The 23,918-nt window shown below is 63.4% G+C and carries 21 protein-coding genes; 12 read left to right on the forward strand and 9 right to left on the reverse strand.

The features are described 5' to 3' along the window. The first annotated feature begins 110 nt into the window (after window positions 1-110). A complete protein-coding gene (locus tag AC3WOG_RS09265; RefSeq protein WP_492577704.1) occupies window positions 111-356 on the forward strand; it encodes a hypothetical protein in 246 nt (81 codons plus the stop codon). Window positions 357-462: 106 nt separating this feature from the next. On the opposite strand, the gene AC3WOG_RS09270 is transcribed toward AC3WOG_RS09265, so the two are convergent. After that, window positions 463-1,392 carry a LysR family transcriptional regulator gene (locus AC3WOG_RS09270; protein WP_492577705.1) on the reverse strand — a complete coding sequence of 310 codons (930 nt, stop codon included), beginning with the start codon at window positions 1,390-1,392 and terminating at the stop codon, window positions 463-465. A 254-nt stretch (window positions 1,393-1,646) separates the two neighbouring features. On the opposite strand from AC3WOG_RS09270, the gene AC3WOG_RS09275 reads away from it, so the two are divergent. After that, window positions 1,647-2,420, forward strand: coding sequence for an SDR family NAD(P)-dependent oxidoreductase (locus AC3WOG_RS09275; RefSeq protein WP_492577706.1), 774 nt, complete (start codon window positions 1,647-1,649; stop codon window positions 2,418-2,420). 20 nt (window positions 2,421-2,440) lie between these two features. Here AC3WOG_RS09275 and AC3WOG_RS09280 read toward each other — a convergent pair whose 3' ends face one another. Next, entirely contained in the window at window positions 2,441-3,844 is a 1,404-nt protein-coding gene (locus tag AC3WOG_RS09280; protein ID WP_492577707.1) for a DHA2 family efflux MFS transporter permease subunit, read from the reverse strand. A 146-nt stretch (window positions 3,845-3,990) separates the two neighbouring features. Here AC3WOG_RS09280 and AC3WOG_RS09285 point away from each other — a divergent pair, with 146 nt between their 5' ends. Continuing rightward, window positions 3,991-4,851, forward strand: a complete 861-nt coding sequence (locus AC3WOG_RS09285) for a LysR family transcriptional regulator (protein WP_492577708.1) — start codon at window positions 3,991-3,993, stop codon at window positions 4,849-4,851. A 33-nt stretch (window positions 4,852-4,884) separates the two neighbouring features. Here the strand turns inward: AC3WOG_RS09285 and add are convergent, their stop codons facing one another. Both add and AC3WOG_RS09295 read right to left on the reverse strand, forming a co-directional pair. Further along, a complete protein-coding gene (add, locus tag AC3WOG_RS09290) occupies window positions 4,885-6,003 on the reverse strand; it encodes an adenosine deaminase (RefSeq protein WP_492577709.1) in 1,119 nt (372 codons plus the stop codon). A 76-nt stretch (window positions 6,004-6,079) separates the two neighbouring features. Then, window positions 6,080-7,456, reverse strand: a complete 1,377-nt coding sequence (locus AC3WOG_RS09295) for an NCS2 family permease (protein WP_492577710.1) — start codon at window positions 7,454-7,456, stop codon at window positions 6,080-6,082. Between the two features lie 53 nt (window positions 7,457-7,509). On the opposite strand from AC3WOG_RS09295, the gene AC3WOG_RS09300 reads away from it, so the two are divergent. After that, complete coding sequence (locus tag AC3WOG_RS09300) at window positions 7,510-8,430, forward strand: LysR family transcriptional regulator (RefSeq protein ID WP_492577711.1); 921 nt, start codon at window positions 7,510-7,512, stop codon at window positions 8,428-8,430. Between the two features lie 26 nt (window positions 8,431-8,456). Here the strand turns inward: AC3WOG_RS09300 and AC3WOG_RS09305 are convergent, their stop codons facing one another. The 3 genes from AC3WOG_RS09305 to AC3WOG_RS09315 form a co-directional block, all read right to left on the reverse strand. Next, window positions 8,457-9,590, reverse strand: a complete 1,134-nt coding sequence (locus tag AC3WOG_RS09305) for a nucleoside hydrolase (RefSeq protein WP_492577712.1) — start codon at window positions 9,588-9,590, stop codon at window positions 8,457-8,459. A gap of 2 nt (window positions 9,591-9,592) precedes the next feature. Continuing rightward, window positions 9,593-10,702, reverse strand: a complete 1,110-nt coding sequence (locus AC3WOG_RS09310) for a porin (RefSeq protein WP_492577713.1) — start codon at window positions 10,700-10,702, stop codon at window positions 9,593-9,595. 206 nt (window positions 10,703-10,908) lie between these two features. Beyond that, entirely contained in the window at window positions 10,909-11,346 is a 438-nt protein-coding gene (locus AC3WOG_RS09315) for a carboxymuconolactone decarboxylase family protein (RefSeq protein WP_341315560.1), read from the reverse strand. A gap of 253 nt (window positions 11,347-11,599) precedes the next feature. Between AC3WOG_RS09315 and AC3WOG_RS09320 the strand changes: the two genes are divergently transcribed. Together AC3WOG_RS09320 and AC3WOG_RS09325 are read left to right on the forward strand one after the other, a co-directional pair. Then, window positions 11,600-12,649, forward strand: a complete 1,050-nt coding sequence (locus AC3WOG_RS09320) for an NAD(P)/FAD-dependent oxidoreductase (RefSeq protein ID WP_492577714.1) — start codon at window positions 11,600-11,602, stop codon at window positions 12,647-12,649. A gap of 204 nt (window positions 12,650-12,853) precedes the next feature. After that, the gene (locus tag AC3WOG_RS09325; RefSeq protein ID WP_341315562.1) at window positions 12,854-13,291 is read left to right on the forward strand and encodes a MarR family winged helix-turn-helix transcriptional regulator; all 438 of its coding nucleotides are present in this window, start codon (window positions 12,854-12,856) and stop codon (window positions 13,289-13,291) included. Between the two features lie 909 nt (window positions 13,292-14,200). On the opposite strand, the gene AC3WOG_RS09330 is transcribed toward AC3WOG_RS09325, so the two are convergent. Beyond that, a complete protein-coding gene (locus AC3WOG_RS09330) occupies window positions 14,201-15,598 on the reverse strand; it encodes an MFS transporter (RefSeq protein WP_492577715.1) in 1,398 nt (465 codons plus the stop codon). Window positions 15,599-15,831: 233 nt separating this feature from the next. Between AC3WOG_RS09330 and AC3WOG_RS09335 the strand changes: the two genes are divergently transcribed. Next, complete coding sequence (locus AC3WOG_RS09335) at window positions 15,832-15,987, forward strand: hypothetical protein (protein WP_492577716.1); 156 nt, start codon at window positions 15,832-15,834, stop codon at window positions 15,985-15,987. Window positions 15,988-16,102: 115 nt separating this feature from the next. Here AC3WOG_RS09335 and AC3WOG_RS09340 read toward each other — a convergent pair whose 3' ends face one another. Continuing rightward, window positions 16,103-16,684 (reverse strand): PaaI family thioesterase, encoded by a 582-nt coding sequence (locus tag AC3WOG_RS09340; protein WP_492577717.1) that lies wholly within the window; start codon window positions 16,682-16,684, stop codon window positions 16,103-16,105. 549 nt (window positions 16,685-17,233) lie between these two features. Between AC3WOG_RS09340 and mprF the strand changes: the two genes are divergently transcribed. The 5 genes from mprF (at window position 17,234) to ilvA (ending at window position 23,841) form a co-directional block, all read left to right on the forward strand. Next, window positions 17,234-19,786: a bifunctional lysylphosphatidylglycerol flippase/synthetase MprF gene (mprF, locus tag AC3WOG_RS09345; protein ID WP_492577718.1), complete on the forward strand. Its 2,553-nt coding sequence runs from the start codon at window positions 17,234-17,236 to the stop codon at window positions 19,784-19,786. Beyond that, window positions 19,783-21,045 carry a virulence factor family protein gene (locus AC3WOG_RS09350; RefSeq protein WP_492577719.1) on the forward strand — a complete coding sequence of 421 codons (1,263 nt, stop codon included), beginning with the start codon at window positions 19,783-19,785 and terminating at the stop codon, window positions 21,043-21,045. Before mprF ends, AC3WOG_RS09350 begins: the two co-directional genes overlap by 4 nt. Window positions 21,046-21,502: 457 nt before the next feature. Then, window positions 21,503-21,721: a hypothetical protein gene (locus AC3WOG_RS09355; protein ID WP_492577720.1), complete on the forward strand. Its 219-nt coding sequence runs from the start codon at window positions 21,503-21,505 to the stop codon at window positions 21,719-21,721. Then, window positions 21,690-21,944, forward strand: a complete 255-nt coding sequence (locus AC3WOG_RS09360) for a hypothetical protein (protein ID WP_492577721.1) — start codon at window positions 21,690-21,692, stop codon at window positions 21,942-21,944. The genes AC3WOG_RS09355 and AC3WOG_RS09360 overlap by 32 nt, the downstream gene beginning before the upstream one ends. 325 nt (window positions 21,945-22,269) lie before the next feature. Next, window positions 22,270-23,841 carry a threonine ammonia-lyase, biosynthetic gene (gene ilvA / locus AC3WOG_RS09365; protein ID WP_492577722.1) on the forward strand — a complete coding sequence of 524 codons (1,572 nt, stop codon included), beginning with the start codon at window positions 22,270-22,272 and terminating at the stop codon, window positions 23,839-23,841. Window positions 23,842-23,918 lie beyond the last annotated feature (77 nt).

The following is a 23,918-nucleotide window of genomic DNA, read 5'->3' on the forward strand; positions in this document are numbered from 1 at the left end:
CAGCGCGGCGCGGCACGTCCAACCGGATTCGCCGTGCGCCGTTTTGTTCCACAGCCGAAGCAGCACGGCGCCTATCGGTGCCTGGCTTCGCTTCGTCGCGGGAGTCCAGCATGGATGATGATCAGGTCAATGTAGAGGAAATAGCCGACAGCAAAAGACGGCGCGAAGCAGCACGCGTCGCCGCGCTGGATAAGCCGGCCACGCCTGCGGCTGACGAGCCGCAGCACAGCCAGCCGGGCAATGAAGCGACGCCGAAGCAATGGGTCAAACACGTCACGAAGTGGCTGGGCGCGAAAAGCAATCTGATGCAAACGCGTCGCGTGCCGACGCTCAAAAAGAAACCTGCCGCACTTTAGGCCAGCAATACGAAAATAACCGGCGTAGAGCCGGTTTTTCTTTTTGAGCCGTGCGCATGGAGTCTTTGCATGCCGGTAAGCCGGAAGCTTCTCGCCGGGCTTCGATTCAAGCCGCCGGCTCGCGTGCGGCGCCGCCTGTCAGAGAAACGATGAAGTCGAAGAATGCGCGGACTTTGGCCGGCGGATGATGCCGCGAAGGATATAGCGCATACAGCGGATAAACCTCATCTCCCCAGTCGGGAAACAACTCAACCATCTTCCCATTGGCAAGCAACGACTCCGCCCCCAGCGCAAGAATCTGCGCGACTCCTTGCCCAGCAACACACACGCTATGCAACGTACCGACATCATTCACGGTAAGCCGCCCTTGCGGGGTAATCACAATCTTCTTGCGGCCGCGATGAAACTCCCAGCTAAACGGATAACCGGTCAGCGGATCGCGAAACTTGATACACACATGCTTGCTGTTTTCGAGTTCGGCTGGGCTCGACGGATGTCCATGCTTCTTCAGATATGACGGCGCGGCAACGGTCAAAATCCGCGTGTCGAGAAGCTTGCGCGCGATCAGCGTCGAAACCGGCGGGTCGCCGAAACGAACAGCGAGGTCGAAACCGTCAGCAACCATATCGCCCAATTGATCGCGCGTGATCAACTCGAGTTGCAGATCAGGATGCTTGTCGATAAAGCCTCCCAGCCGCGGGCCCAGCACGAGGCGCGAAAAGAACGGGTCCATGTTCACGCGCAAACGTCCGCGAACCGCAGTCGCGCCTTGCGCCGCCGATGCCGCCGCTTCCTCCAGGCCGCCGAGCAGCGGCACGATTTGTTCGTAGAAGCGCCGGCCCTCGTCGGTCAGCGTAACCGAGCGCGTGGTGCGGTCGAATAGCCGGATGCCCAGGCGCGCTTCGAGTCGCGCGACCGAGCGGCTTACGCCGGACTGCGACATATCAAGTGCTTCGCCCGCCGCCGCGAAACTGCCGCTGTCGACGATCGCCGTCAACACGCCCATGCCGTTCAGCATTCGCTCGTCAAATGGCATGGTGGTATGCCCTTATGTTGGATTCCATGCGTCACATGCTAACGCGAAAGCGTGTTTTAACGTAGAGCATAGCGTCGCCAAAAGCCATCCAGAAGGCTTGATAGATGACACGCCGTCATGAGCAGGATGACAGCCACGCTATCGCGTCAGGCGCCCAGTTGGCGCTAATCTGAGCGAATTCGCCGGATGCACGATTCAATGCGGTTCTCGCCATGCGTCAGGCATATTTCTACTGATCACCGGAGAACCTTGTCATGTCCCGCATCTTTATTACCGGTTCCGCCGATGGACTCGGCCAGATGGCCGCGCGCCTCCTGGTCGACGCCGGACATCAAGTGGTATTGCATGGGCGCAGCGCCACGCGCGCCCACGACGCAATGAAAGCCGTACCGGACGCGGAAACTGCCGTAGCAGGCGATCTGTCCAGCATTGCGGCAACGGTCGCGCTGGCGGAACAGGTGAACCGGCTCGGCCGCTTCGACGCCGTGATCCATAACGCGGCGCTCGGCTATCGCGAGCCGCGCCGGATCGCGACCGTCGACGGCTTGCCGCATGTGTTCGCCGTCAATACGCTGGCGCCGTACGTGCTGACGGCGCTGATCGAAAGGCCGAAGCGGCTGGTATATCTGAGCTCTGGATTGCATCGAAGCGGCGATGCGAGCCTCGACGATCTCGCCTGGGAGCGTCGTCCATGGCAGGGCACCGCGGCGTATTCGGACTCGAAACTGCATGACGCATTGCTGGCTTTCGCGCTTGCGCGCCGTTGGCCGCAGGTGCTGTCGAACGCGTTGGAGCCGGGCTGGGTGGCGACGAAAATGGGCGGTGCGGGCGCGCCGGACGATCTGCAAGCCGCGCCGAAAACCCAGGTGTGGCTCGCCGTCAGCGATGAACCGGCGGCCACCGTCAGCGGCGGATATTTCTATCACATGCAACCGCGCGAGCCGCATCCGGCCGTGTATGACGTTGCTGTGCAAGACCGTTTGATCGAAGCCTGCGAGCGATTTTCCGGCATCCGCTTGCCGGACTGAGAAAGCCGCCTCGCAGGTAGTCAGCGGCCCGCGCCCTGTGCCGCGGGCGAGCGCGCCGTGCTGGTGGCCGGCGCTTCTTCGTCGAGATGACGAAACACCCACGCCGACACCAGCGTAATCAAGCCGACGCAAACGAAGCTCAAGCGGAAGCCGAGCGCCGCCGAACCCCATTGCGCGGAAAACAGATTCACCAGTGCGCCGCCGATCGATACGCCCAGTCCCATCGCCAGCATCTGGACCATGGAAAACAGACTGTTGCCGCTGCCGGCGTCTTCATGCGAAAGGCCTTTGAGCGTGACGCTGTTCATCGCCGCGAACTGCATCGAGGCGGCCGCGCCGAACATCATCAGAATCGCGATTTCGACCACGACTGGCGTGCCGCGCGAAATCAGCGCGAACGCGACGATCGACGCGCCCACGATCACCGTGTTGACGAGCAAAAACGTGTCGTAGCCGTAGCGGCGTACGAGCGGCGCAATCCAGCGTTTCGCGACGGCGCCGGCCAGCGCGGCGGGCAGCATCATCAAGCCGGAATGGAGCGGCGTATAGCCCAGTTGTAACTGCATCAGCAGCGGCAGCAGGAACGGCACGGCGCTCGCGCCGATACGGCACAGCAGATTGCCGATCAGCCCCACGCTGAAATTCGGCTCGCTGAAGAGCGCGAGTTTGAAGAGCGGGTTGCGGCGGCGCCGTGCATACGGAATGTAAGCGAGGGCGCTGATTACTGAGAGCACGAAGAGGCCCGCCGACCATGCCGCCCGATGGGTCTCTACCGGCGCATCCACCGCCAGCGAAAACGCGATCATGCACAGCGACAGCAGCCCACAACCGGCGAAGTCGAACGGCGGCGCCTGAGTGGTCCCATGCTGCGGCAAAAACCGCTGTACCGCGTACAAGCCCACCGCGCCGATCGGCACATTGATCAAAAAGATCCAATGCCAGCTGATCGCTTGAACGAACCAGCCGCCGAGCGTCGGTCCGACGATCGGCCCCAACTGGCCGGCAACCGATATGAGCGCGAGCGCCGACACATAGTGCTCGGCGGAGACGCTGCGCAGCACCGCGAGCCGTCCGATCGGCAGCAGCATCGAACCGCCCAGGCCTTGCAGCACGCGCGCCATGACCAGTTGACCGAGCGTATGCGCGCTCGCGCAGCAGATCGAGCCGAGCACGAACACGAGGATCGCGGTGAAATAGACCCGCCGCGTGCCGAAGCGGTCGGCGAGCCAGCCGGAGGCGGGTGTGAGCATCGCCATGGTCAGCGTGTCGGCGACTACGATCGGCTGCATCGCGAGCGGCGGGACGTGCAGGCTGTTCGCAATCGACGGCAACGCGGTGTTGACGATCGTCGTGTCGAGCGCCTGCATGAAGAAGCCGGCGGCGACGATCCAGAGCAACGCGGTGTGGGAGGAATCCTTGGTCATTGGGAGGGCGAGGGTACGGCGTGAAGCCGGGCTCCAGGCGATCGTTTGGGGATTCCGTCATCTTATTGACATCATGGTCAATCGGGAACCCCGCTAGGGACGCTGACTGTTATCGACTTTGCCGATAACCAGGGCGACAATGGCGCATGCTCAATCCCATCTGGCTCAAGACCTTCGCGACGGTGGCCGGCTGCCATAGCTTTACCGAGGCGGGGCGGCAGCTCGAACTGACGCAGTCGAGCGTCAGCGAACACATTCGCCGGCTCGAACAGAGCGTCGGCCGGCGGTTGTTCGTGCGCGATACCCACTCACTCGCCATGACACCGGATGGCGAGGCCATGCTCGCGCACGCCAGCGTGATCCTGCAGGCGCTGGCGCGGGCCGAATCACAGTTTCGCGCGCCGCGCCTGAAGGGGCGCGTGCGGCTCGGCTCGTCGGACGATGTCGCGCTAGGGCCGTTGCCGACCGTGCTGGCGGCGTTTCGCGACGCGCATCCCGATGTCGAGCTGGAAATCACCATCGGCATGACCGGCAGGCTGTACGAATTGCTGGACGCGGGGGCGATCGATCTGCTGGTCGGCAAGCGCCGTCTGGGCGACCGCCGCGGCGTGCCGCTGTTCACCGGGCGGCTGGAGTGGCTGGCGCGTATCGGCACGCGTGTCGACCTGACGCAGCCGCTGCCGCTGATCCTGGTCGCCGAGCCGAGCGTGACGCGGGCGGTCGTGCTCGATGCTCTCGCCGAAGCCGGCTTTAGCTGGCAGGTGGTGTGCACCAGCAGCAGTCACGCGGGCTGCATCGCGGCCGCCCGCGGTGGGCTGGGGATCACGGTGCGTCCGCAGTATCTCGCCGCGCGCGGCCTCGCGCCGCCGCTGAACGCCGCCAGTCTGCCGACGCTGCCATCGGTGGAATTCATCGCGCTGGCGGCCAGGCGGCTCAGCCGTCCGGCGGGCACGTTGCTGCAACTGCTGCACGACAGCGATTTGCGCGGTTCGTGGATCGGCGAGTAGCAGGGCGCGCACCAATGGCGTTGCCGCGGGCCGTTACCGCAGGCTTTCGGCAACTTGGTCCGCCAACCCCGCTGCCAGTGCATCGAATTCCGCGCCCCACGCCGCGCGCCATGTGTTGCGCGTGGCTTCATCGATCCACGCACCGTCGATACCGTTCATCATGAACTGCCGCAATTCGGCGATGCTGAAGCCGAAGTGGCTATACATCAACTGCCAGGCTTCGCTCGGCGTCACTTTGTGCAGCGTCGGGTCGTCGGTGTTCGGATGGATTTTCAGGCCGAGCCCCGGCATGCGCCGCAACGGATGCTGTTCGGCCCAGTCTTGCGGCGCGAGCGTGCGCAGGTAGTACGAATTGGTCGGCACCACGGTGAACACGATGCCGCGCCCGGCGTATTGCGCGGCCAACTGCGGGTTGTCGACGATCGTATAGCCGTGGTCGATCCGGTCGCATTGCAGCAGATCGACTGCGGTCTCGACATTGCGCCACGGCATGCCGAATTCGCCTGCATGCGCGGTGGTTTTGAAGCCCGCGTTGCGGGCATTGCGATACGCCTTCCAGAACAACTCCGGCGGCCGGTTGTTTTCGCGGTAGTCGATGCCGAGCCCCACCACTTCATCCGCACGATGCGCGCTCATCCAGTCGACCAGCGCGACCGCTTCGTCGGGATCGGCTTCGCGGTCGATGCTCGGAATCAGCTGCGCGCTGATACCGAAGTCGAGCGCGGCGTCGCGAATCGCGGCAACGATCGCCGCTTGCGCATCGGCGTACGGAATCTTCGACACGCGCACCGTACCAGTAGGATTCCAGAAGAATTCGCTATGGCGAACTTGATGCGCCGATGCATCGGCGAGGTATTCGTAGGCGATGCGACGCAGGTCATCGGCTTGCGTCAGCAAATGTTCGTCGAGCGCGCGCAGCACGCGCAGCACACCGACCGGTTTTTCACCGCGCGTATAGAACGCGTCGATCTCTTCGCGCGTGATCGGCGCTTTGCTTTTTTCCGCAAGCGCAATGAAGGTGTCGTGACGCACGGCGCCCAGCAGATGGCAATGCAGTTCCGCCTTCGGGAGGGCCGTGAAAAACGCGCGATGCGTGTCGGTCAGCGTGATGCCGGTGCGCGATGCCGGCACGTTGCCAGATGTCTCTTTCATGTCGGTATGGTTGTCGGTAAAGCTCAAAAGCGTTTAGTGCGAATGCAATATGAAACGTGGCGCGAAGGCGCGATGCTCAGTGAGGTTTGACCACGGTATAGAAGTAGTAGCCGAGCGGCGCGGTAAGCACATACAAACCCCAGGGCACTTCGCGCAAACGCCCGGCGAGCAGCTTGACGAGCACATAGCACAGCAGGCCGCCCGCGATGCCGGTGCCGAAGCTGTTCGACATCAGCGTGAGCAGCACCATCGAGAGAACCGGCAGCGAGTCGCTGAAATCGTCGAAATGCGTGTGGCGGATCGTGCTGAACATCGACAGGCCGATCAGGATCAGCGCCGGCGCGGTCGCTTCTTTCGGAATCGCGAGCGCCACCGGTACGAACAGCAGCATCAGCGCGAACATCGCGGCGGCGGCGAGCGACGACAAACCGCTGCGCCCGCCTGCTTCGACGCCCGCCGCGGATTCGACCAGCGCGGTGAGCGCCGGAATGCCGAACACGGGGCCGAGTGTCGCGGCGATCGAATCGACGAGGAACGGCCGGTTGATGTTCGGCAGATTCGCATTTTCGTCGAGTAGATCGGCTTTTGCGCCGACCGCGAGGGTGGTGCCGAGCGTCGAGAAAAACTCGGCCGCGAAGAACACGAACAGATACGGAATCGCCGCGACGCTCAACGCGCCGGCGATGTCGAGCTTGAAGGCGATCGGCGCGATGCCGTGCGGCCACGACAGCATCGACGCAGACCAATGCGTGACGCCGAGCGGCACGCCGGCGCCGGCCGCAATCAGGATCGCCCACAGGATGGCGCCGGGCACGCGGCGTCCTTGCAGAACGACGGCCGCGCCGAGGCCGATCAACGCGACCAGCGTGCCGGGCCGCGAGAAATCGCCGAGCGCGAGCGCATTGGTTTTCGCGTTGGCGATCACCATCCCCGCGTTGCGAAAACCGAGCACCGCGATGAACAAACCGATCGACGCGCCGAGCCCGAGCTTGATCTGAGCCGGAATCAGCCGCACCACCAGACTGCGCGCGCCCACTAGCGTCAGGATCAGGAACAGCACGCCGGATACGAACGCGATACCCAGGCCCGTTTGCCACGCAACGTGTTCGCCCGCGAGCGTGACGCCGAGAATCACCGAGCCGCCGATGCCGGGGCCGACCAGAAACGGCAGGTTCGCATACAACGCCATCAGCACGGTGCTCAGCACGAACACGAGGACCGTCGCGGTGGTGGCCGCGCCGCGATCCATGCCGCCGCTCGCGAGCAGCGACGGAATCACCACCAGCAAATAGGCAGCCGCAAGAAACGACGTGATGCCGGCAATCGTTTCGGTACGCACGCTGGTCTTGCGTTCAGCCAGCGCGAACCACTGTTCGAGCCAGCCGGCGCGCGCGACGTGCGCCGGTTTGCTGGCATTCGGCAATGAAGATTCGTTATTGATCAATTGATTCATCCTGTAGCCACGCCATTTATACTGCTGCGCATTGCGTCGATGCATTGCTTTCCATGACCGACCGTTCGTCCCTGCTGCCCGCGCTCACGCTGCGGCAAATCCAGTACTTCGTCACGCTCGCGCACGCGCGCAGCTTTACGCAGGCCGCGCAATCGCTCGCCTTGACGCAACCGGCCCTGACCGCGGCGATCCGCCAGATCGAATTCCTGCTCGGCGGTCCGCTGTTCGCGCGTTCCGCGCATCGGTTGACGCTCACGCATGCCGGCGCCAGCGTGTTGCCGCTCGCGGAGCGTTTGCTCAATCAGGCGCGTGGCACCTTCGACGATATGGCGAGCACTTTCGCCGAGCGGGTGCAAACGGTGCGCATCGGACTGATTCCGTCGGCGGCGGCACGTTTGCTGCCCGCGCTTGCGTCGTTGCGCAAGCAACAACCGTCGCTGCGCTTCACGCTGAACGACATGCCGAACACCGCGTTGATCGACGCCGTGCGCGAGGGCGCCGCCGACTTCGGCGTCGGCGTGCATGAGCCCGATGCCGCGACGGCGGACAACGCCGCCGCGTTGCGCTATCAGGACCTGTTCGAAGACCAGATCGTGGTGGTGGTGCGGCGCGACGATCCGCTCGCGCAACGCAGGAGCATTGCCTGGGCGAAGCTGGTCGGCCGCGATCTCGCGGTGTTCGTGCGCGGCAGCGTCAGCGATGCGTTGCAGCGCACCGGCGGCGCCGAAGGTTTGCAACTGACGGTTGCGTATCGCGTCGAGTACACCGAGCCGCTGTACGAACTGGTGCGCAACGGCCTCGCGATCGCGGTGCTGCCGAGTCTCTACACGATGCATCTGCACGACACGCAACTGCTCGCGCTGCGCCTCGACAAGCCGCGCGTGACGCGTTCGATCGCGCTGATCTCGCTCGCCGGCGACGATCGCGGACCGCACGTGCGTGCGTGCCGCGAGTGGATCGCCGCGCATATCTGACGCCGCGCGAATCCTGCGCATCAGACTCACGGCAACGTCGCGAGACGCTCGCGCAGCGCGGTGTAGAAACCATCCGCGTCGACTTCGGTGATCCACAGCGCGTTCGGTTTGCGGCCGCTGTGGCCGCTCCAATCCACCACCGTTTCGCCGAGCGTCCATTCGCCGGCCGTCTCGATCGTCACGTTGACCTCGCGTCCCTTGAACAGCGACGGCTCGATTAGATAGCCGGTCGCACATGGGTCGTACATCGGCGCTTCTTCGATGCCGCGACGACCCTTCTGATAGGCGACTTCCGCGGTCATGATGTCGGCGGCCATCGTGCCGCAGCGATTGCCGAGCGCGCGAATCGGCGCGATTCGTGCCGGCGTGATCGCGGCTTTCACGGCAACGTCGCGCGGCAGCACGACGATCGGCAGGCCGCTCGCAAAGACGACTTGCGCGGCTTGCGGATCGACGTAGATATTGAATTCGGCTGCCGGCGTAATGTTGCCGCGTTCGAAGAACGCACCACCCATCAGCACGATTTCGCGGATGCCGTTGCGAACCTCGGGCGCTTCGATCAGCGCGGTGGCGAGGTTGGTCAAGGGGCCGGTCGCGCACAGCGTCACGCTATGCGGCGGCGCCGCGCGCAGCGTGTCGATCAGAAAGGCGACGGCGTGCTGTGGAGCAAGCGGCGCGAGCGGTTCGTGCAGCGGCACGCCTTCGAGACCGGTCTTGCCGTGCACGTTGGCAGCGGTCACGAGTTCGCGCGTGAGCGGCCGCGGACAGCCTGCGTACACCGGCAGCGTCTGCGTGCGTTCAGCCCAGTCGCGCACGATTCGCGCGTTGCGTTCGGTGAGATCGAGCGGCACGTTGCCCGCGACGGCTGTGATCGCGCGCACGTCGAGCCGGTCACCGGCGCCGAGCGCGAACATGATTGCAATCGCGTCGTCCTGACCCGGATCGCAATCGATGATCACGCTGCGGCGCGCGCCAGTTTGCAAAGCCGCGGTGCTGGAAGACGCACCGCTCGATGCCGAAGCGGCACTGGTGGTGCCGGCGGCACTAGCAGCACCGGCGGTGCTCGCCGTCATCGGCCACACCGACGCGCCCACCGCCAATCCCATCGCCGTGCGCAAGAACGCGCGCCGGTCCTCCGTTCGAGTGAAGGTGTTCATCATCGTCAGAACACGTGGCGCATGCCGACAGTCGCGATCATCTGACGCGTGCTGGCGGATTGAGCATAGGCAAAGATCTGCGCGTGCTGCGCGTCGCCAGCCGCTTGCTGCGCGATCACGGTCAGCGCGACGTCGGTGCGCTTCGACAGGAAGTAGTCGGCTTGCAGATTGACCTGATGCCATTTTGGCCTCGTATTGATCACATCGTATTTGCCGTCCGTGAACGCATAGGCTGCGCCGAGAATGAACGCGGGGCTCACATGGTAGTTCAGATTCAGGTTGTAGTTCTGCAGATGCAGATGCGAATTGTCGAGGTAATCGTAGCGGACATCGGTGAAGAGCGCTGCAAATTGCGCCGCGCCGATCGTATAGAAGCCGCCCGTGCCGAAGATGCGCTGCTTGCTCGCGTAGGCGGCCGGATGCAGCGCGCTCTTCGCGAAGATCAGGAGCGACGACGCGTAGTCGTTCGAAATCGCGCCGTCAGGATTGGTGGCGCTAAACGGATTGTTGTACTGCGCGTATACCGCGCTCCACTTCAGCGGCCCGTGCTCGTAACCCACGCCGAAGCTGTACGCGCTGTTGTTGGCGAAACCGGTGGCGTTGCTGAAGCCGTATTCGGCCGTGGCTTTCAGGCCGCGATATTCGGGCGTCACGTATTTCACCGCGTTCTGCACGCGAATGTCGTTGTAGCCGTTGTCGTTATCGCCGATGTTCACGCCGTTGCTCGCGATGATCACCGGGCCGACGTAGTCGTGCACCGTGTCGTACTGGCGGCCGAAGGTCAGCGTGCCGAGTTTCTTGCTGGCGAGGCCGACGAATGCCTGGCGGCCGAATTCGCGGCCGTTTTGCGACGCATTGCCGGTCATCACGTTGAAGCCGTTTTCCAACTGGAAGATCGCGGTCGTGCCGCCACCCAGGTCTTCGACGCCTTTGAGTCCCCAGCGCGGATTCTGATCGGTGCCGGACAGCGCCTGCCACGCGTTCTTGCCGCCCTGATTCGTCGCATAGCCGACGCCCGCCGAAATCAGGCCGTACAGCGTCAGGCTGCTCTGCGCATGCGCGACGCTGGAGAGCGCGCCGGCGATCGCGATAGGGGCGAACTTGAGTAGTTTCATCGTAGTCCAGTAGCGAGAAGGGAGGGCGCCGCGCATGGGGCGCATTCGAACTGGACTCGACTATACGAAGTCGCTATCTATAAAAATAATGTTGTTTTTTTATAAGTCCATAAATTCAATCTATTCAATATCAACCGCAACCTCGGCCGCGCGTCGCATCACACTGCCACGCGCGGCCATGCGCGGCGAGGACGCCAGGGCGCCACTCAAGCCGGCAGCTTGCGGAACGAAATCGCGAAGCGGTTCCAGGCGTTGATCGCGGCGATCAGAAGCGTCAGATCGACCAGTTCTTCGTCGCTGAAGTGCGGGCGCACGGCAGTCCAGACCGCGTCGGGCACATGCTCGTGCGACACCAGCGTCACTGCTTCGGTCCATTCGAGGGCCGCGCGTTCGCGGTCGGTGAAAAACGGCGTCTCGCGCCACACCACCACGGTTGCCAGACGGCGATCCGTTTCGCCGCCTTTGCGGGCGTCGGCCGTGTGCATATCGACGCAATACGCGCAGCCGTTGATCTGCGAAGCACGCAGGCGGACCAGTTCGGTCAGCGATTTTTCGAGGGCCGATTTGCCGATGCGTTCCTCGACGCCGATTAGTGCCTTGATAGCGGCGGGGTTGGCTTTGTAGAAGTCGAGACGTTGTTCCATGATTCGCTCCGGGGTTTGGGTTGGACGCATTCAGCGATGCGGTAAGTGGAGATTAGTCGCAAGACTGGCTTCAGAAAATGACCGGTTTTTGATATTTTCAGGTAGCCACTTCATGGCAACTTTTTAGCCGCTTTCTTCGCCCACCGGCGCCACCGGTGCGCGGTCCCAGCGACCATACGGCTCGTAATGGCATCATTGCCGGGCTTTGAGCGATTCTGTATGGTGGGTCATCGACCTACCCAAGAGATATCGAATGACGCCCGACGCAGACCAACTCCCGCAGCCGATTCGCACCGACGTCCTGATCGTCGGCGCCGGGCCCGTGGGCCTCTTCGCCGCTTTCGAGGCGGGCGTGATCGGGCTGTCGTGCCAGATTGTCGACGCGCTCGGCAAGATCGGTGGGCAGTGTATGGAGCTCTATCCCGACAAACCGATCTACGACATCCCCGCGATTCCGTCATGTACCGCGCGCGAACTGGTGGAGCGTTTGATGACGCAGTGCAAGCCGTTCGACGTGCCCATCCATCTGGAGCAGCGCGTCCAGTCGGTCGAACAGCGCGGCGACGGGCGCTGGACCGTGCGCACCGATCGCGGTCTCGGGTTCGACGTCGCGGCGATTCTGCTCGCCGCCGGCAACGGCGCATTCGTACCGCAAAAGCTGGCGCTCGCCGAAGCCGTACCGCTGGAAACCCGTCATGTGCACTACAGCGTGCCGCGTCTCGCCGATTTCGCCGACAAGACCGTAGTGGTGGCGGGCGGCGGCGATTCCGCGCTCGACTGGGCGCTCGCCTTGCGCCAGGTCGCGCGGCGCGTGACGCTGGTGCATCGGCGCAATGGCTTCAGCGCGGCGGATTCGAGCGTCGCGGCGATGCGGCGCGCGGTCGAGGCGGGCGAGATGGACTTTATCGTCGGCGCGATCTCCGGGCTGACGGTGCAGGACAACGCGTTGAAATCGATCGGACTGCGTCATATCGACGGGGAAACTCAGCTCGAAGCCGAGCAGCTCGTCGTGCTGTACGGGTTGGTTGCGGACCTGGGGCCGATCGCGCAGTGGAACCTGTCGATCCACGGTGGCCGCGTCGACGTGGATACCTCCAACTACGAAAGCTCGCGGCCCGGTATCTTTGCGGTCGGCGATATCGCCAACTATCCGAACAAGCAGAAGCTGATTCTGTCCGGCTTTCACGAGGCGTCGCTGGCGCTGCGCAAGGCTTATGCGTATGCGTTTCCCGAGAAGAAACGGGTGCACGTCCACTCGAGCTACGACGCGAAGCTGGCGGAAAAGATCGCGGCGGCGCACTGACGGAGCGGCGGTCGAACCAGACGAGGTACCGCTTTCACCGTACCGGTTGGCGAGCATGAGCCGGGTGGCTCGGATTCGTCTGCCTATCCCACGCAACCGCGCCCCGCAACCCGCTGCATATCCGAGATTCTGACTTTCGAAAATTTCTCCTTGATAGTATCTGACTATGCAGTTATATTTGTTTCAACCAACGAGGAGCCGCACATGGACCACTACACGCCGGAGAGTTTCAATTTGACGCAAAGCGTGGGGTTTGCGATCAACAAGGCGCGCAATGTGTTGGTCACTGAAATGGACGCTGCACTGAAGGAACTGGATATCACGAGCCAGCAAATGGGCATCCTGCTGTCCCTGCGCCGCGGCGCTGCTGCCACGCCGTTCGAGTTGTCCAAGTTGCTCAGTATCGACACGGGCCTGATGACGCGCATGCTCGACAAGCTGGAAGCCAAGGGTTTGCTGGAACGTTCGCGCAGCATTGAAGATCGTCGGGTCGTCAATCTGAAGCTGACGAAAGAGGGCGAAAAAGTGGCCGCGCGTCTGCCGGAGATTGTCCCGGTCGTGCTGAATGGCCGGCTGAAGAAATTCACGAAAACCGAGTTCGAGGAATTGCGACGTCTGCTGTATAAGTTCCTCGCGGACTAGGGGAAGCAGCTGCGGACGATCGCAGCCATTTGTTTATCCATATATCTGACTGCCTACGGCGTTGGCCTTTCCTTGATTTGTTATTGGTTTATTGGCGTTCCCCCTGTGCGGGGGAGCACCTACTTTTCTTTGCCTGCCGCAAAGAAAAGTAGGCAAAAGAAAGCGGCTCAAACCGCTAGCTTTGAAGCGGGTCCCCTGGCTTGGAGGAGGTAGTGGAGCATCTGGAATCGGTGTTCTCGCACACTCCGCGCCGGTGACAAGGCCGTCATGCTTCCGGCGGCGCTGCGCGCGCCGTAGCGGTACTTCACAAAACCAATTGAGCGTACGTGCTTCCGGCATCATTCATCCCACTCTGCACTATGTGCGCCGCGGACGGGTCTGCCAGGGAAACCAGTGGGTGATTCTTTTTCTGTGGGGAGCCATCGGCTTCGCCTCGGCGAAGTGCCGAAGTTTGGGAGTGCGAGCCAACATGCGGGCGAAACGTCGACGTTGAAACTGGCGGGCGGCTTTACAAAGTACTGTCGAGCACCCAAACCGGCGGGCGGCTTTGCCAAGTACCGCAGAGCGCCCAAACCCGCGCGCGGTTTGATGAAGTACCGCCACGGCGCGCGCAGCGCCGCCGGAAGGATGACGGCCTTGTCACCAGCGCGGAGTGTGCGGGAACACCGATTCCAGATGCTCCACTACCTCCTCCAAGCCAGGGGACCCGCTTCAAAGCTGGCGGTGTAAAGCCGCTTTCTTTTGCCTACTTTTCTTTGCGGCAGGCAAAGAAAAGTAGGTGCCCCCCCGCACAGGGGGAACGCTAATAAACCAATATCAAACCAAGAAAAGGCCAACACCGCAGGCATACAGACAAACGCCGTAGGCACAAAGAACAAGCAAAAACCACAAAGCGCCAGCGCGCAACTCTCACCCCCGTCCACCCCGCGCGATCTCCTCGCCGGCCCCTCGTGGCATCCGCAAAGTAACCGGAATCGACGCGAACGAGCACAACCCCACTACCAGAAACGCCGGCCAGAAATCCGACCATGCGATCGCCGGATGCCCATGCAGCACGCGCGAAATCTGCAGCACGATCCCGCCGATCGTCACCCCGAGCCCGAGCGACATCTGCTGCACCACGCTGCCAAGGCTAGTCGCGCGCCCCACATCGCGGCTGGCGATTTCCGCGTAAGTCAGCGAGTTCAGGCTGGTGAATTGCAGTGCAGGGAAAAAGCCGCCGAGCAGCACGACTACCCAGATGATCCAGACCGGCGTGCCGGGGAAAAACAGACCGCACGCCGCAATCGACAGCCCGGACAGCGCGGCATTGACCACGAGAACCGAGCGGAAGCCAAAGCGATGCAGCACGCTCGAAGCGATCGCCCGCATGAACATGCCGCCGAACGCGGACGCGCAGGTGATGAGGCCGGATTCGAACGCGCTCATCCCGTGCCCCTCCTGCAACATCAGCGGCAGCAGAAACGGCAGCGCGCCGAGGCCGATGCGAAACAGCGATCCGCCGAGCACGCTCGCCTGGAAGGTCGGCACTTTGAAAAAACGCAAATTGAGCAACGGAAGTTCGACGCGCTGAGCGTACGCGACGTAAGCCGCGAGCAGGACGGCGCCGCACGCGCACATGCCGAACGCGTCCCGATTCGAAATCAGCTCGCCGCCGACCAGCGACAAGCCGAGCAGAAGCAGCACCGCGCCGGCCGCCGACAGAAAGAAGCCGATCCAGTCGAGCGGACCCGGGTCCGGTTCGCGCGTGTTGGCGATATGCCGGTTGGTCAGATAGATGCCGAGAATGCCGATCGGCACGTTGATGAAAAAGATCAGACGCCAGTGCAGATAGGTGGTGATGAAGCCGCCGAGCAACGGCCCCGCGGCGGGTCCGAGCATCGCGGGGACACTCAGATAATTCATCGCGCGGATGAAGTCGGATTTGTGCACGACGCGGAAGATGATGATCCGGCCAACCGGCACCATCATCGCGCCGCCCACGCCCTGGACGAAACGCGCGAGCGTGAAGGTGGCCAGCGAGTTCGACGCCGCGCACAGCAACGAGCCGGTCACGAAGATGCCGATTGCCGTGCGGAAGATCGTGCGCGCGCCGAAACGGTCGGCGAGCCAGCCGCACACCGGAATGAAAACGCCGAGGCCGAGCACGTAACTCGTTACCGCGATCTTCAGCGTGACCGGATCGCGGCCGAAGTCACGCGCCATCGCCGGCAACGCGGTAACGATCACGTTTGCATCGACACTTTCCATGAACATCGCGCATGCGACGATGAGAGGCGCAATCAGAGCTTTCTGGGCGAGCGTCATGGAGGCGGGCTGCGGCGGGCACGCGCGGGCAAAGGTGTGATTATTGCACCCGTACGGTGCGGGTTGTTTTAATAAGCTGGCGGTCTGATGCGGTCCTTTTTTTGACTGCATGGACTTGCGGATGTGACCGGCGCGCAACAGCCCGAGCGCATGTTTAATTTTTGTTGCGGTGCGACATCAGAAGACTATAATCGGGTTATTGCCTAGGTATAAACCCTATACAGGAGTCCACGATGAACACCGCTTCCAACACCACAACCGTCCGCGCGACCACCGTCGCCGCTAACAACACTTGGCTCGGCAAGCTGCGCGCCCTCGCATTGCGCGCGCTGAACCTGCATCTGCAGACCTGCGCCGTGCTCGCTGAAGCGCATCGCCGCCCGCAGTAAACATAGCAATCGCAGTAATTGCCGCGCTCGCGGTAATGGCCGCGCCGGCCGGCGGCTGAAACAGGCGCACGGGATCAGCGCCCGCGCGCGCCTTGGCGGTTGGGAAGGTTGGGAATCAACGGCTGGGAATCTCGAACACGAGGCAGGTCGTCGTGGCATGCGCGTACAGCGTGCCATCGGGTCCGACGAGGCGCGCTTCCGCCGTCGCCAGTTGCCGTCCGCAATGAATCACCTTGCCTTCCGCACGCACGCGCTGCACGCGCGGCGTCACCGCTTTCACGTAGTTCACGCTCAGCTCGGCCGTGGTGTAGCCGCGGCCTGGCGGCATCATCGTATGCACCGAGCAGCCTAGCGCGGAATCGAGCAGCGTCGCGATCCAGCCACCATGCACGGTTCCCAATGGATTCAGATGCTGCGCGAGCGGCGTGCCCTGAAATACCGTGTGTCCCGCGTTGACTTCGATGATCGTGAAGTCGAGCGTGCGCGCAATCGCGGCGTACGGCAGCTCGGCATTCATCATGGCCTGCATGATGTCGAGGCCGCTCTTGCCCGCGACCTGTTCAGGCGTTGCAACGCCGGGGCCGGGACCCGTGTTCATCTTCGCCAATACTTCCTGCTCCTGCGCGAGCCAGCGTTCGAGTTGCTGTTCGTTCGTCAATCCGTGTCTCCTGTCCCGGTGGAAAGCATGCGTCGTCATTCGATGCATTGCCATCGATTAGAGCATCAAAACGCGTCGGGCCGCTGGAGGGTCGCCTCTGGAAGCCATCTGCGAAGTATTCGTTCGAGCCCTTTCGACGCTCCGGCGCTTCAAGATCACCGTGCGGCTTAAACGGACAGACCCAGCACAATTGCGCAGTTGCCGACCGCGCGTTATCGACCTGATCTCGAATCTTCATCTCCCCGGTCGCAATTAGCGTTTAGAATCCAGCCCCCTGTGCGATTTTGTGGTCGACACCGGCAACCCAGTCGGCAATTTCGACCGTTTATCAAGGCGTATTACGTCGCTAGGCACGCCGCCAGGCCGCCTGGCCATATTTCACTTGGCCTTCCCCGGCCGCGATAAATCCCTGCGAACTGCCTTACGTTGTCAACCTTTTCGAGATTGTGCCGTTATCCATTTGTAATCGCCGTAGCAGGGCGACGCCGTGGCAGACGACCCGTCGCCGCGACAGCAAGCCAGCACTAAGCAAGGCCGCACTGACCTATGTTCCACCGATATAACAATAAATTCGACCGGCTAGGCGCGATGTTCGACCGTGTATCGAAGACGCTTGGCAACCGGGGCATCCTCTCGCCTGTGCTCGCGCTCGTCATCTGCGGGCTGCTGCTGATCGTCTTGCAGCATCTGTCGCAAACTGTCGACTACCGCTCGGTGATGCGCCAGTTGCGCCACCTGAGCGCGGCCGAGTGGGCTGCGTCGCTCGGCGCGACCGCGCTCAGTTACGTCGCGCTGGTCGGCCGCGATGCGATCGGCCTGCGTTACCTCGGCGCCGTGGTGCCGCGCGCGGCGTTGTGGATCGGCGCGACCGCCGGTTCCGCGCTTGGCAATGCGACCGGCTTCGGTGCGTTGACCGGCGGGGCGGTGCGCGCGCGCGTCTATGGCGTCGCGAGCGTCACGCCCGCGCAGATCGGCCGCATGACGGTGTTCACGAGCGTCTCGCTGGCGCTCGCGCTGGTGCTGATGACAGCGCTCGGCATGGTGTGCGCGGCCGGTCCGCTTGCGTCGATGCTGCATCTCGCGCCGCTCGCGCTCGGCTGGAGCGGCGCGGCGCTATTGGCCGTGCTCGGCCTCGCGGCCGCCGCGTGCCGCAGCGAAACGCGCCCGATCCGCACGCGCTGGCAGTGGCTGTCGTTCGATATTCCGGCGCGCCGCGATCTGCTCGCCCAGCTGGGCCTCGCCGTGCTCGACGTGGTGGCCGCGGGCCTCGCGTTGTGGGCGCTGCTGCCGCATGCGGACGTGAGCTTCGTGACCTTCGTCACGGTCTATGCCGCGGCGATGCTGCTCGGCATGATCGGCCACACGCCTGGTGGCGTCGGCGTGTTCGAAGCGGCGATGGTGTTCACGCTGAACGGCAGCGTGCAAACGCATCAGATGGTCGCGGCGCTGCTCGCGTATCGCGCGATCTACTTCGGCGTGCCGCTGATCGTGTCGGCGGGACTGCTCGCCGGCTTCGAGGGCCGCGCGCTGAAAAGCCGTTTGCCGCTGTATCACGCGGCGCAAGCGTCGAAACTCGCGCCGCTGTTCCTGAGCCTCGTGACCTTCGTGGTCGGCGGCATGCTGGTGATCTCCAGTGCGACGCCCGCGTTCTGGCAACGCATTCAGATTCTGCGCGACGTGCTGCCGCTGTGGGTGCTCGAAAGCTCGCAGATGCTGTGCAGCGTGCTCGGCGTGCTGCTGCTGTTCGTCGCGCGCGGTTTGCTGCGGCGTCTGGATGCCGCGTGGTGGATGACCTTGCTGCTGGCGGTGCTGAGCCTCGCGCTGTCGCTGACGAAAGGTCTCGCATTCGTCGAAGCGGGCGTGCTCGGCATGCTGATCGCGCTGCTGCTTTCGACGCGCGGTCGATTCAACCGTCATTCGTCGCTGTTTGCCGAGCGCTTTACGTCCGGCTGGCTGGTATCGGTGGCGATGGTGCTGATGCTGGCCGTGTGGGTGATGCTGTTTGCGTTCCGCGACGTGCCGTACACCCAGGATCTGTGGTGGCAATTCGCCTTCGACGAACGCGCGCCGCGGGCATTGCGCGCGACGCTGGCCGCGAGCGTCTTCGCGGCCACCTTCGCGTTCTGGCAGTTGCTGCGCCCGGCGCCGGGCCGCTTCGTCAAGCCGGCGCAAGAAGATCTGCTGGACGCGGCGCGCATCGTGCGCGCGCAGGAGCGCAGTGACGCCGGTCTCGCGCTGATGGGCGACAAGAGTTTCCTGTTCTCCGAGTCGCGCGAGGCCTTCCTGATGTACGCGAAATACGGCCGTACGTGGGCGGCGCTGCACGATCCGGTCGGTCCGCGCGCAGAGTGGGCAGGCCTCATCAGCAAGTTCGTCGCGCTCGCGCATACGCACGGTGGCCGCGCCGCGTTCTATCAGGTGCGGGCGAATGCGTTGCCGTTGTATCTCGACGCCGGCCTCACATTAATGAAGCTCGGCGAAGAAGCCCACGTGGTGCTCGACGATTTCGACCTGAAGGGTTCGCATCGCGCGCATCTTCGCTATGCGCTCAAACGTGGCGAACGTGATGGCTTTACCGTCGAAGTGATCGATCAGGCGGACGTGCCCGCTTCGCTCGATACGTTGCGGCAGATCTCGGACGGCTGGCTCGACAGCCGCGACGCGCGCGAAAAGAGCTTCTCGGTGGCGGCGTTTACCGATGAGTATCTCGCCGCGCAGTCGGTCATGCTGGTGCGCCAGAACGGCGAGCCGGCCGCGTTCGTGACCTTTATGACGACCGATCTGAACACCGAAGCGACGGTCGGCGTGATGCGTCACATCGAAGCCGCGTCGTCGTATGCGATGGAATATCTGTTCACGCAACTGGCGCTGCATCTGAAGCAGGCGGGTTTCCGCTCGCTCAGTCTCGGCATCGCGCCGCTCTCCGGCATGCAACCCACGCCGCTCGCGTCGCGCTGGCACCGGCTGGCGGGAATCGTGTGGCGCTTCGGCGGCCGCTTCTACAACTTCCGCGGACTGCGCGCTTTCAAGAGCAAGTTCCAGCCGCATTGGGAGCCGCGCTATCTCGCGGCGTCGGGTTCGGTGGGCGTGTTCTTCACGCTGGCGGACCTGTCATTGCTGGCGGGAGGCCGGCGTTCATGACATTGCATCCGGTTTTCAAGCTCGCCGTTGCGGCAAGCCTCGTTCTTTGCGGCGCGGACGCGCAAGCGGCCGCCACTGTGTCCGGCGGCCGCTACGGCGATGTGTCGGTCACACAGCCGGTCGGCCCGTTGCGCGGCTTCGTGGTGCTGTACTCGCAAGCGGGCGGCTGGAGCGCCGCTGATCAGCAGAGCGCCGATGCGCTGGCCAAGGCCGGCGCGCTGACGGTCGGTGTGGATACGGCGCGCTATGCAGCGAACCTGAGCGCTAAAAAAGAGGCGTGCCATCAACTGGTGGGCGACGCCGAAGCATTGAGCCACCAGCTTGAACGGCAATCGCAATCGACTCAGTATTTCGCGCCGATCGTCGCCGGCACCGGCCAGGGCGCGACGCTCGCGATGCATGTGCTCGAGCAGGCGCCGTCGAACACGATCGCCGGCGCGGTCGCGGTGGATGGAGAGCGCGATCTGGACCCGCGCTTTCAACCGTGCCCGCCGGACCCAACGGTGATTCGCGACAAGGTGCCGGGTTTCGTCGAGACAGCCGCAACCGGCACGGCCGACCGCGCGCGCCTCGTCGCATTGATCGCGCCGCATCTGCGCGCGGTGTCGGCGAACGAGGACGACGTCTCCGATCTGCCGCTGATCGAATTGCCCGCGGCGCATCCGAGCGGGCTGATGGCGATCGTGATCTCGGGCGACGGCGGCTGGCGCGATCTCGACAAGACCATCGCCCAGGCCTTGCAGAAAGACGGCGTCTCGGTGATCGGCCTGGATAGCCTGCGCTATTTCTGGAGCGAGAAGACGCCCGCACAGACGAGCCGCGACCTCGCGCGCGTGATGCAAACCTATGGCGCGCGCTGGCATGCGAACCACGTCGCGCTGGTCGGCTATTCGTTCGGCGCCGACGTGATGCCGTTCGCCTATAACCGCTTGCCTGACGCGCTACGCGCAAAGGTGTCGCTGATCTCGCTGCTCGGCTTCGCGCCCGACGCCGATTTTCAGATCCGTGTCGGCGGCTGGCTCGGCATGCCGGCGAGCGATACGGCCCTGAAGGCGCAGCCGGAATTAACGCGTGTGCCGCCCGCGATCGTGCAATGCTTCTACGGCGAGAACGAAAAAGACACCTTGTGTCCGGCGCTGGCCAACACCGGCATCGAGGTCGTTCGCACGTCGGGCGACCATCACTTCGGTCGCGATTACAACGCGCTGGAACGGCGCATTCTCAGCGCCTTCAGAAAGCAAAGCGGCATGCACGAATAAGTACACTGCATGAATGCGCCGCCGATTTTTAGCGAGCGGCGCGCTTAACTCATGTTCTATGCCGTATTTAATGCGGTTTTAATACCGTGTTTGAAACGGTATTTGCCGCAATAAATGCCGAGGGCCACATCATTTCGCGCGCGGCGAGGGCCCGGCGTTCTCTCGATCGGATGTTGAGAGCGGTATCGCACATATATCGATCCTGCTGGATTCTATGATCCGTAAAAAGCCTTAAACGGCAGTCCGCTCCTGCGATAGCGCGTGAGCGGACTGCCGCGTTGGGCTGTCGTCAGCGAATCTTCCTTGTGAATTCTTCTGCGATAACCGCGGCGCGGTACCGGGCAGATCGCCAGTCCGGTAGCGCGCTTTTGGCACGAGTGCCGCCTGGCCGTAACGCCCGCTCTAATGCTCCGGTGTGACGCTCAAGCGCAATGCCCCTATCGATCGAGGCCGTGAGATGCTGGGTTCTTTTTTCTTCGATACCGCCGCGAGCCAGCCGGATGGTCCCGCGCTATGGGTCGATGATCGTCTCTATCGCTATGGCGAAATCGCGTTGCGGGCGCGCCGGATCGCGGCCGGACTGAAGGCCGTCGTGCCGGCCGGCAGCTCTGGCCGCTGCCTGCTGTTCGCGCATCGCAGCGTTGATGTATGGCCCGCTCGACGAGGGCCTGGATGAACTGGCGATTCATTTCGGACCGAACGGCAAGCAGCTCGGCAAGTTCAGGAACATCACCGCGAAGGTGCTAGCCAAGGTCGATCACGCGCTCTTTTCACACAGCGCGCGTGACGCGGTGATGGCGCAGTTCGACTTGTTTCTGCGCGAGAGAGTACTGAGTGCGCGGCGTGAAGCCGTCGCGCAACCTGCCGTTTTGCGCGTCGCGGAGGCGCAGCAGCACTGACCTTGCGCTGAGGTTTGCGGTGCCGGTGGCGATGCCGCGATGCGTTGTAGTCGAGGCGCCGGCCACAGGGAACGACGCTCGATGTGCTCAGGTGCCAAAGCCAGATCGATAAAGCGGGGATTGACAAAGCCGGCCAAGTCAACGAAGATCGGCTGCATGAACTGCCTCGACATCCGTATTGCGCTGATTATTAGCACCATTCATCGAATGGTGGGTTAGCGCGCGTCTGATAGCAGTGACATCAACCCGCCCCACGAGGCGGGTTTTTTTATGGCCGTCTCCTGGGTGTCTCTGGTGATTTTTCCTTGCCGCGTAGGAGCTTGCCTTGCCGCTACACGAACTCAAACAGGTTGCCGAAGCCGCTGACAGCGCGGCTCTCCGGCACGACTACCTGAAGAAAACCCTGACCGCGCGCGTCTACGACGTGGCCCGCGAGACCGAACTCGAACGTGCGCCGAATCTGTCGGCACGGTTGCGTAATCCCGTCTACCTGAAGCGCGAGGACAACCAGCCGGTGTTCTCCTTCAAGGTGCGCGGCGCGTACAACAAGATGGCGCATATTCCGGCCGGGGCGCTGGAGCGCGGGGTGATTACCGCGTCGGCGGGCAATCATGCGCAGGGCGTGGCGCTGTCGGCGGCGCGCCTGGGCGTGAAGGCGATCATCGTCGTGCCGGTGACCACTCCGCAGGTGAAGGTCGATGCGGTGCGCGCGCATGGCGGGCCGACTGTCGAAGTGGTGCAGTTCGGTGAGTCGTATAGCGATGCGTATGCGCACGCCGTCACGCTGCAGGAGGCGCGCGGGCTGACCTTCGTGCATCCGTTCGACGATCCTTACGTGATCGCCGGCCAGGGCACGGTCGCGATGGAGATCCTCAGCCAGCATCAGGGACCGATCCACGCGATCTTCGTGCCGATCGGCGGCGGCGGACTGGCGGCAGGCGTGGCCGCGTATGTGAAATCGGTGCGCCCGGAGATCAAGGTGATCGGCGTGCAGACGGACGATTCGTGCGCGATGGCGGCGTCGCTGAAAGCCGGCGAGCGTGTCACGCTGAATGAAGTCGGTCTGTTTTCGGACGGCACGGCGGTGAAGCTGGTCGGCGAGGAAACCTTCCGCCTGTGCCGCGAATATCTCGACGACGTGCTGCTCGTGAATACCGATGCACTGTGCGCGGCGATCAAGGACGTGTTCCAGGACACCCGCAGCGTGCTGGAGCCCGCCGGCTCGCTCGCCGTAGCCGGCGCGAAGCAGTATGCCGAGCGCGAGGGCATCGAGAACCAGACGCTGATCGCGATCACGTCCGGCGCCAATATGAACTTCGACCGGATGCGTTTCGTCGCCGAGCGGGCCGAGGTCGGTGAAGCGCGCGAAGCGGTGTTCGCCGTGACGATCCCCGAAGAGCGCGGCAGCTTCCGGCGCTTCTGCGAGCTGGTCGGCACGCGCAGCGTGACCGAGTTCAACTACCGGATCGCGGACGCGAATTCCGCGCATATCTTCGTTGGCGTGCAGATCCGGAATCGCAGCGAATCCGCGCAGATCGCGGGCGCGTTCGAAGCGCACGGCTTTGCCACCGTCGATCTGACTTTCGATGAGCTCTCGAAGCAGCACATCCGCTATATGGTCGGCGGCCGTTCGCCGCTCGCGCACGATGAGCGGCTGTTCCGCTTCGAGTTTCCGGAGCGGCCGGGCGCGCTGATGAAGTTCCTGTCGTCGATGGCGCCGAACTGGAATATCAGCCTGTTCCACTACCGCAACCAGGGCGCGGACTACAGCTCGATTCTGGTCGGCATTCAGGTGCCGGAAAGCGGGAACGGCGAGTTCGAGCGCTTTCTTGCGACGCTCGGTTATCCGTACTGGGAAGAGACCGGCAACCCGGTGTATCGCTTGTTCCTCGCGTAGACGAGCCCGGTGCAGAATCCGCACGGCCTCGAGAGCGAGGAAGTGGCGGTTATGACGTTGGGCGTAACGAGCGGTAG

The sequence above is a fragment of the Paraburkholderia sp. FW306-02-B genome (assembly GCF_058782725.1).